The sequence below is a fragment of the Actinokineospora spheciospongiae genome, assembly GCF_000564855.1.
Taxonomy (GTDB): Bacteria; Actinomycetota; Actinomycetes; order Mycobacteriales; family Pseudonocardiaceae; genus Actinokineospora; species Actinokineospora spheciospongiae.
This window is the reverse complement of record NZ_AYXG01000019.1, coordinates 1-9,124: the sequence shown is the minus strand read 5'-3', so window position 1 is coordinate 9,124 and position 9,124 is coordinate 1. Positions and strand designations below refer to the sequence as shown.

Genomic DNA, 9,124 nt, shown 5'->3' with positions numbered 1-9,124 from the left:
CTAGGGCGTGTCCTGCGGATCTTTCCCATGATCGTGTGCAGATGATGGGGTGTGGTCGGACGTGGTGAGCTGACGGACAAGGCCTGGGCTGCGATCGCGCCGTTGCTGCCCGCGCAGAGCGGGCAGCGCGGTGGTCGGTGGCGCAGTCACCGGCAGGTGATCGACGCGATCCTGTGGAAGGAACGCACCGGCGCGCCCTGGCGTGACCTGCCAGGACGGTATGGGCCGTGGAAGACAGCGCACGAACGGTTGCGGAAGTGGACCGCCGACGGGACGTGGGACCGGATACTGGAGCACGTGATCGTCAAAGACGACTCACTCGGGACACTCGAGGACAACGTGGCCTTCGTGGTCAGCGTCGACTCCACGAGCATCCGGGCCCACCAACACGCGGCCGGTGCCCGGAAAAAGGGGGCTGCGCGGACTGGATCGAGAACCTCGCCATCGACGGGGAATGCCTCGGACGCTCCCGCGGAGGGCTGACGACCAAGCTCCATCTGGCCGTCGACGCGGCCGGTCTGCCGCTGGCGGTGATCCTCACCCCCGGCCAGGCCGGGGACAACCCGCAACTGCTGCCGCTGCTTGAGGACATCGATGACATCGACGTCGACGGGCAGCGGGTGCGGGTCGGGCGGGTGATCGCCGACAAGGCCTACGCCCACCCGAGCACCCGCACCGCGCTACGACAGCGACGGATCAAGGCCACTATCCCCGAGCGTGTCGACCAGGTCGCCCACCGCAAGGCCAAGGGCTCGGCCGGTGGCAGGCCACCGGCCTTCGACACCGACATCTACAAGATGCGCAACGTCGTCGAACGCTGTTTCAACCGGCTCAAGCAGTTCCGCGGCCTGGCCACCAGGTTCGCCAAACGAGCCGCCTACCACCGAGCCGAGATCATCCTCGCCTGCATCGTCCTCCATCTCAAGTGAAGATCCGCAGGACAGGCCCTAGGCACGGGGTGACGGTTTTCCGGGAATCCACCGCGCCGGGTGAGCACTTCACGCTCGGCTCTGGCCCCGCCTCCCGGCGCGGTGGTATCCCAGTCCGGACAGGGTTGACCAATCCGGCGAAAGTGGTGCCGCACATGGGAATTCGGAGAACCAGCGGTTCGATCGCGGTGGTGGCCGCGCTGGTGGGCGGGCTCGTCGTCGCGGGGGCGGGCACCGGTTCCGCCGCGGCGGTCACCGTGCGGATCGGGGATTCGCTGAGCGGGTGCTCGACAGCGGTCCCGGGGGTGGGCACCGTCACCGCCGACATCGCCGCCCACATCGAGGTGGACGCGCCGGACACCGCCCGGCAGGGCGTGCCGACCGCGCCGCTGCCCTACCGGGGGACGGCGTCGGTGGGGCTCGACTTCGCCCAGGGAACGCCGCTGCGCCAAGCCCTCGACGGCGCGGGCGCGGTCACGCTGGACGCGACCGCGCGGGTGTTCCTGCGCTACCACAGCCCGCAGTTCCCGAACACGGAGAACCCGCGGCCGTACTTCTCCGTCACCGGCGTCCCGATCGCCGGGAACAGCACGCTGCCCGAGTGGTCCACCTCCGGTGAGCTGCCCCCGATGGTGTTCGACCGGGTCGGGACCGAACCGACCCGGTACTACCAGAGCTTCAACGTCCTGGTCACCCCGCGCGGCGCGGACGGCGGCCCGACCGCCCTGGGCACGCTCGACGTGCACTGCATCTACCCGCCCGGCCCGTACTCCACGCACCGCGTCGAGGTCTCCCCCGGCAACCGGCACATCACCTAGGACCTCACCGCGCGGGGGATGCCACTGGCAAGGGCGAGCCCGACTGCCGGAGCACGACCACGCTGACCCTGACCTCGGGCGACGGGTTCACCCCCGCGAGCGGCGGCCCGATCACCGGGACCTACGACCTGCCCGCCTCCAGCGGCTGCGGCAACCACACCGGGCTGGTCGACGCGCTATTCGCCGGGGTCGGCAACGCGCTTGCGCTGAGCACCACCGGCAGACCCGGTCTCCTCGACTCGATCGTCGTCGAGGTCGTCGGTGTCGTCGAACGGGTCTTCGTCGTCGACAGCGTCGTCCTCGACAACGGGGTCGGGGTCCTCGTCGTCCCGGTGGGTGGAGGGCACCTCGTCCACCGGGATGACGGCGATCGCCCCGCCGCCGAGGTGTTCGCGGGGGCCGCGCTTGGCGGCGAGCACGAAGTAGACGACCGCGCCGATGAACACCAGCAGCGAGACCCAGACGTTGATCCGCACGCCCAGGACCAGGGTGGCCGGGTCGGTGCGCATCAGCTCGATCAGACCGCGGCCCAGGGTGTAGCCGGCGACGTACACGGCGAACGCGCGCCCGTGGCCCAGCCGGAGCTTGCGGTCGAGGAACACGACCAGCGCGGCGACGAGCAGGTTCCAGATCAGCTCGTACAGGAACGTGGGGTGCACCGGGCTGCCGTCGATCAGGGTGTGGTCGACGGCGACGCCGTTGAGCGGGTCCGTGATGCCGTTGGCGTTGAGGCGCTCGTAGATCTCCAGGCCCCACGGCAGGCTGGTCGGCCCGCCGTAGAGCTCCTGGTTGAAGTAGTTGCCGACCCGGCCGATGGCCTGGGCGGTGACGATGCCGGGGGCGATCGCGTCGGCGAACACCGGCAGCGGGATGCCCTTCTGGCGGCAGCCGATCCAGGCGCCGACCGCGCCGAGGGCGATGGCGCCCCAGATGCCCAGGCCGCCGTCCCAGATGCGCAGCGCGTTCAGCGGGTTCTTGCCCTCGCCGAAGTAGCGGTAGTAGTCGGTGGCGACGTGGTAGAGCCTGCCGCCGACCAGGCCGAACGGCACCGCCCACACCGCGATGTCGATGACGGCGCCCGGCTGGCCCCCGCGGGCCTGGAACCGCTTCTCACCCCACCAGATCGCGACGATGATGCCCGCGATGATGCACAGCGCGTACGCGCGGATGGGGATGGTCAAGAAACCGAGATCGATCTCCCAGACCCCGCGGTCGGGACTCGGGATGTTCGCCAGGAACAGCGAGGAGGCGCTCGTCACGGGCCCACCGTAACGGGGGCCCGGACGGCTCAGCCGATCGGGGCGGGTGTGCGGCGCACACCCTCGGCCAGCTCCTCGGTGAGCGCGCGCACCGCGTCCGGGCCGGTCCGCGCGGCGGTCACGAAGGCCGACCCGACGATGACCGCGTCGGCGAACCCGGCCACCTGCGCGGCCTGGTCGCCCGAGCGCACGCCCAGGCCGACGCCGACCGGCAGCGAGGTGTGCTCCCGGGTGCGCGCGACCAGGGCCTCGGCCTCGACGCCCACGGCGTCGCGGGCCCCGGTGACGCCCATGACCGCGGTGGCGTAGACGAAGCCGGAGGACGCCGCCGTGGTGGCCGCGATCCGCTCCGGCGACGACGACGGCGCCACCAGGAAGATCCGGTCCAGGCCGTGCGCGGCGGAGGCCTCCAGCCACGGCTCGGCTTCGTCCGGGATGAGGTCCGGGGTGATCATCCCGAGTCCGCCCGCGGCGGCGAGGTCGCGGGAGAACGCGTCCACGCCGTAGCGCAGCACCGGGTTGAAGTAGGTCATCACCACGGCCTTGCCGCCCGCGGCCGACACGGCCTCGACGGTGCGGAACAGGTCGCGCAGCCGGAAGCCGCTGCGCAGCGCCTCGTCCGCGGCGGCCTGGATGGTCGGGCCGTCCATGACCGGGTCGGAGTAGGGCACGCCGACCTCCAGCAGGTCGCAGCCGGAGTCGACCATGGACTTGAGCGTGTCGATGGAGCCGTCGACCGTGGGGTACCCGGCGGGCAGGTACCCGATCAGCGCCGCGCGCCCCTCGGCCCTGGTGCCCGCGAACAGGGTGTCGAGCGTGCCCATCAGGACTCCTCGTAGAAGCCGAAGTACTTCGCGGCGGTGTCCATGTCCTTGTCACCGCGACCGGAGAGGTTCACCAGGATGACGCCCTCGGGACCGAGTTCCCGGCCCAGGACCAGCGCGCCCGCGAGGGCGTGCGAGGACTCGATGGCCGGGATGATGCCCTCGGTGCGCGAGAGCAGCCGGAACGCGTGCATGGCCTCAGCGTCGGTGGCCGAACGGTATTCGGCGCGGCCGGTGTCCTTGAGCCACGCGTGCTCCGGGCCGACACCGGGGTAGTCCAGGCCCGCGCTGATCGAGTACGCCTCGGTGGTCTGGCCGTCCTCGTCCTGCAACAGGTAGGACATGGCGCCGTGCAGCATGCCGGGGCTGCCGTGGCCCAGGGTGGCGCCGTGCTCGCCGGTCTCGATGCCCTTGCCCGCGGGTTCGATGCCGACCAGCCGCACGTCGGCGTCGTCGACGAAGCCGTGGAAGATCCCGATGGCGTTGGAGCCGCCGCCGACGCAGGCGGTGACCACGTCCGGCAGCCGCCCGAGCTGCTCCAGCACCTGCGCCCTGGCCTCGATGCCGATGACCCGGTGGAAGTTGCGCACCATCAGCGGGAACGGGTGCCCACCGGCGGCCGTGCCGAGCAGGTAGTGCGTGGTGTCCACATTGGTCACCCAGTCGCGCAGCGCCTCGTTGATGGCGTCCTTGAGGGTGCGCGAGCCCGAGGCCACCGGGACGACCTCGGCGCCGAGCAGCTTCATCCGCGCCACGTTCAGCGCCTGCCGCTCGGTGTCGACCTCGCCCATGTAGACCACGCAGTCCAGGCCCATCAGGGCGCAGGCGGTGGCGGTGGCGACGCCGTGCTGGCCCGCGCCGGTCTCGGCGATGACCCGCTTCTTGCCCATCCGCTTGGTGAGCAACGCCTGGCCCAGCACATTGTTGATCTTGTGCGAGCCGGTGTGGTTGAGGTCCTCGCGCTTGAGGAACACCCGCGCGCCGCCCGCGTGCTCGGCGAAGCGGGGCGCCTCGGTGAGCAGCGAGGGCCTGCCCGCGTAGTCGCGCAGCAACCGGGTGAACTCGTCGGTGAACGCCGGGTCCAGCCGGGCCTTGTCGTACTCGGCCGACAGCTCGTCGAGCGCGCCGATCAGCGCCTCCGGCATGAACCGGCCACCGTAGGGGCCGAAGTGGCCGCGGGCGTCCGGGTCGTGCGCGCCGGGGGCGTGCGGGTCCTGCTCCGCGACGGCGTGCACGGCGCTGTTCTGCGCCGCGGTGGTGTCGTCCTGCGGTGTGGTGCTGTCCTGCACCGGGGTGCTCTCCACGACGGCGTTCTCCACAGCATCGTCCACCGCGGTGCTGTTCTCCAGCGTGACACCGCGGTCGGTGGTGTTCTCGGGGGTGCTCACCGGCTCGGCCTCGGGCACGCCGGGTGCGACCCCGCCGTGACGAGCTGCACCAGGGCGGCCTTGGGGTCGTCGGTGGCCACCAGGCCCTCGCCGACCAGCACCGCGTCGGCACCGGCCCCGGCGTAGGTCATCAGGTCGCTGGGGCCCCGGACGCCGGACTCGGCGATCTTGACCACGTCGGCGGGCAGACCGGGCGCGAGCCGCCCGAACACGTCCCGGTCGACCTCCAGGCTGCGCAGGTCGCGGGCGTTGACGCCGATGACCTTCGCGCCCGCCTCCAGCGCGCGGTCGGCCTCCTCGGCGGTGTGCACCTCGACCAGGGCGGTCATGCCCAGCGACTCGACCCGGTCGAGCAGCGACTCCAGCGCGGGCTGCTCCAGCGCGGCCACGATCAGCAGCACCAGGTCCGCGCCGTGCGCCCGCGCCTCGTGCACCTGGTACGGGCTGACCACGAAGTCCTTGCGCAGCAACGGGATGTCGACCTTGGCCCGGACCGCGTCGAAGTCGGCCAGCGAACCGCCGAAGCGGCGCTGCTCGGTGAGCACGCTGATCACGCGCGCCCCCGCGGCCTCGTAGTCGCGGGCCAGGGCGGCGGGGTCGGCGATGGTGGCCAGGTCGCCCTTGGACGGGCTGCGCCGCTTGACCTCCGCGATGACCCCGACGTCGGTGCCGCGCAGCGCGTTGAACGCGTCCCGCGGCGGCGGGGCCTTGGCGGCCATCGCCTTGATGGTCTCGAAGGAGACGACCGACTCGCGCGCGGCGAGGTCCTCCCGGACCCCCTCGACGATCGATTCGAGGACGTTCACAGGTCACCCTCGATCGACGTTCCGCTGGTGTAGTCCCTCACAAGCACTGCCCCTTCCCGCCGAATTGATGCTAACTCCGGCCCTCGCGGGCAGGAGGCACCGGGTCCTCGCTCGCTCACCGCCCCGCCGTCGGGTCCTCCCCCTCCGAGAGTGCCTGCCACAGGTCGTCGTCGGTGCGGGCGGACTCCTTGGCCGCACCGGGTGCCGCGTACCGCGCCCCCATCCTGGGCAGCCGGGCGCCACGGATGAGCAAGACGCCCCCCGCCGCGGCCATGACCAGCCCGGCCACCGCCACCGCCAGCCGCGCCGGGACCGCTCCCCCGGTTCCGGCGACGGCCTGCCACACCGGCACCAGGCCCGCCGCGGCCAGCAGCGCGCCCGCGACCCGGCGCGGCACCGGGCCCAGCGCGAGCACGCCCGCGACCCCGGCCAGCGCCAGCACCGCCAGCGGCACCACCGAGGGCAGCGCCGCCGACACCGGCACGTCCGCGCTGGTGGCCGCCCCGGTGCCGGGGACCGTGCCGATGCTCGTCGACCAGGTCAGGTACGACGAACCCCACAACCCGGCCGCGGACAGCACGAGCAGGCCCACCACCGTCCACAGCAGACGGCGGGGTGGCGGCCCCGGGGGCTCCTGCGGCTCGGTCATGAGTCCGCCGGGGCCCGCACGGTCTCCGCCGCGGCGATGGCGGCGAGCACCGCACCCGCCTTGTTCACGCACTCGGTGTCCTCGGCGGCCGGGTCGGAGTCGGCCACCACACCCGCCCCGGCCTGCACGTAGGCCACGCCGTCGCGGATCAGGGCGGTGCGGATGGCGATCGCGGTGTCGCAGTCGCCCGCGAAGTCCAGGTAGCCGACGACGCCGCCGTAGAGGCCGCGCCGGGTCGGCTCCAGCTCCTCGATCAGCTCCATCGCCCTCGGCTTCGGCGCCCCGGACAACGTGCCCGCCGGGAAGCAGGCGGCGACGGCGTCGAAGGCGGTCTTGCCCTCGGCCAGCTCACCGGTGACCGTGGAGACGATGTGCATGACGTGGCTGTAGCGCTCCACCCGGAAGAAGTCGACCACCTGCACGGTGCCCGGCGCGCACACCCGGCCCAGGTCGTTGCGGCCCAGGTCGACCAGCATGACGTGCTCGGCGCGCTCCTTGCGGTCGGCGAGCAGGTCCTTCTCCAGGACCATGTCCTCCTCCGGGTCCACCCCGCGCCAGCGGGTGCCCGCGATGGGGTGCGTGGTCGCCCGGCCGTCGCGCACGGTGACCAGGGCCTCCGGGCTGGAACCGACGATGCTGAACCCGTCGAGCCGCAGCAGGTACATGTACGGGCTGGGGTTGGACGTGCGCAGCATCCGGTAGACGTCGAGCGGGTCGGCGTCGGTGGTCATCTCGAACCGCTGCGACACCACCACCTGGAACGCCTCGCCCGCGCGGATGGCCTCCTTGGCCTTGCGCACCGCGGCCTGGTAGTCGGCGGGCTCGCGCCTGCGCGCGTAGTCCGGGCGGGGCCGCTCGAACACCGCGGCGGTCGACGGCGCCGGGCTCAGCAGCGCCCGGGTCATCGCGTCCAGCCTGGCCACCGCGTCGTCGTAGGCGGCGTCGACCCGCTCGGGCGAGTCGTCCCAGTTCACCGCGTTGGCGATCAGGGTGATGGTGCCCTCGTGGTGGTCCACCGCGGCCAGGTCGGTGGCCAGCAGCATGACCAGCTCGGGCAGCTCCAGGTCGTCCTCGGCGAGGCTGGGCAGCTTCTCCAGCCTGCGCACCGCGTCGTAGCCGATGTAGCCGACCATGCCGCCGGTCAACGGCGGCAGGTCCGGCAGCGGGTCGGTGTGCAGCAGCCGCACCGTCTCGCGCAGCGCCGCCAGCGGGTCGCCCCCGGTGGGCAGGCCGACCGGCGGGGTGCCCGTCCAGTGCGCCTCACCGCCGGTGGCGGTCAGCGCGGCCGGGCTGCGCACCCCGACGAATGACCAGCGCGACCAGGAGCGGCCGTTCTCCGCCGACTCCAGCAGGAACGTGCCGGGCCGGTCACCCGCAAGCTTGCGGTACACCGACACCGGTGTCTCCGCGTCGGCGAGGACCCGCCGCACCACCGGGATGACCCGCCGATCGGCCGCCAGCGCGTGGAACTGCTCACGACCGGGGCTGACGGCCCCCATCCCCGCGTTCGTCGCGGGTCGGGACGGGACGCCGATCACACTGACCATGACGTCATTCTGCCGTGCCCCCGGCGCCACCCCCGGCACCGGGTCGAGGGCATCGGTGACCTGCGCGGACCCGGTTTCGGGCATGATGTCCGGTGATGAGCACACCGACCGCCGGGCCACCCGGGCCCGGCACCGGGCGCAGGCGGGGCAGGCGCCCCGGTGGCGCCGACACCCGGGCCGCCCTGCTGGCCGCCGCCCGCGAGGTCTTCGCCGAGCAGGGCTACAGCGGGGCCACGGTGCGCGCCATCGCCCGCCGCGCCGGGGTGGACGCGGCCATGGTCAACCACTGGTTCGGCGGCAAGGAAACGCTGTTCGCCGAGGCCGTGCTGCGGCTGCCGTTCGAGGTGGAGCCGCTGGTCGCGCACCTGCGCAGCGGACCGGCCGGGCAGTTGGGCGCACGGATGGCGCGGGCGTTCCTGACGAGCTGGGACGCCGAGGGCGGTACGCGGTTCACCGCTCTGGTGCGCAGCGTCGCCACGCACGCGGATGCGGGGAGTTCACTGCGCGACTTCTTCCTGGAGAACCTGTTCGGGCGGATCAGCGATCTTGTTGCGGAGGACGGGCGGGAGCTGCGGGCGACGCTGGTGGCGTCGCAGGTGATGGGGCTGGGGATGGTGCGGTACGTGGTGCACTTCGAGCCGCTGGCTTCCGCTGGGGTGGACGGGTTGGTGGCGGCTGTGGGGCCGAACATCCAGCGGTATCTGACTGGGCGATTGGACTAGGTTCGGCTGGTCTTTCCGGTCGTTTGTTGGTGGTGCCCGGCTGGGTGGATGTGTTTGGCTTTCGAGCCCGGGGTTTTGATGGGTGTGCCCGGGTGGGTGCGCTCAGCTTTCGAGCGCCGGGTTTTTTGCGGGTGTGCCCGGCTGGGTGGATGTGTTTGGCCGGGGCCCCTATGGCGATCATG

The 9,124-nt window shown here is 72.3% G+C and carries 8 protein-coding genes and 1 pseudogene; 3 read left to right on the top strand and 6 right to left on the bottom strand.

Annotation, left to right across the window (positions count from 1 at the left end):
• Positions 1–51 precede the first annotated feature (51 nt).
• Both UO65_RS34185 and UO65_RS02265 read left to right on the top strand, forming a co-directional pair.
• Positions 52–929 (top strand): annotated as a pseudogene (locus tag UO65_RS34185) (IS5 family transposase).
• 155 nt (positions 930–1,084) lie between these two features.
• On the top strand, positions 1,085–1,747 hold the full coding sequence (locus UO65_RS02265) for a DUF6801 domain-containing protein (RefSeq protein ID WP_152551936.1): 663 nt from the start codon (positions 1,085–1,087) through the stop codon (positions 1,745–1,747).
• Positions 1,748–1,923: 176 nt separating this feature from the next.
• Here the strand turns inward: UO65_RS02265 and lgt are convergent, their stop codons facing one another.
• From lgt to UO65_RS02235, 6 genes are all read right to left on the bottom strand, one after another.
• A complete protein-coding gene (lgt, locus tag UO65_RS02260) occupies positions 1,924–3,006 on the bottom strand; it encodes a prolipoprotein diacylglyceryl transferase (protein ID WP_052020507.1) in 1,083 nt (360 codons plus the stop codon).
• 29 nt (positions 3,007–3,035) lie between these two features.
• Positions 3,036–3,830, bottom strand: a complete 795-nt coding sequence (trpA, locus tag UO65_RS02255) for a tryptophan synthase subunit alpha (RefSeq protein WP_035278248.1) — start codon at positions 3,828–3,830, stop codon at positions 3,036–3,038.
• Positions 3,830–5,065 carry a tryptophan synthase subunit beta gene (trpB, locus tag UO65_RS02250; RefSeq protein WP_035278254.1) on the bottom strand — a complete coding sequence of 412 codons (1,236 nt, stop codon included), beginning with the start codon at positions 5,063–5,065 and terminating at the stop codon, positions 3,830–3,832. Before trpB ends, trpA begins: the two co-directional genes overlap by 1 nt.
• 149 nt (positions 5,066–5,214) lie before the next feature.
• Positions 5,215–6,024, bottom strand: coding sequence for an indole-3-glycerol phosphate synthase TrpC (gene trpC / locus UO65_RS02245; RefSeq protein ID WP_035278247.1), 810 nt, complete (start codon positions 6,022–6,024; stop codon positions 5,215–5,217).
• Positions 6,025–6,139: 115 nt separating this feature from the next.
• Complete coding sequence (locus UO65_RS02240; protein WP_052020505.1) at positions 6,140–6,673, bottom strand: Trp biosynthesis-associated membrane protein; 534 nt, start codon at positions 6,671–6,673, stop codon at positions 6,140–6,142.
• Positions 6,670–8,220: an anthranilate synthase component I gene (locus UO65_RS02235; RefSeq protein ID WP_084175236.1), complete on the bottom strand. Its 1,551-nt coding sequence runs from the start codon at positions 8,218–8,220 to the stop codon at positions 6,670–6,672. Before UO65_RS02235 ends, UO65_RS02240 begins: the two co-directional genes overlap by 4 nt.
• Positions 8,221–8,315: 95 nt before the next feature.
• Here UO65_RS02235 and UO65_RS02230 point away from each other — a divergent pair, with 95 nt between their 5' ends.
• Positions 8,316–8,942, top strand: a complete 627-nt coding sequence (locus tag UO65_RS02230; RefSeq protein WP_035278245.1) for a TetR/AcrR family transcriptional regulator — start codon at positions 8,316–8,318, stop codon at positions 8,940–8,942.
• Positions 8,943–9,124: the final 182 nt, after the last annotated feature.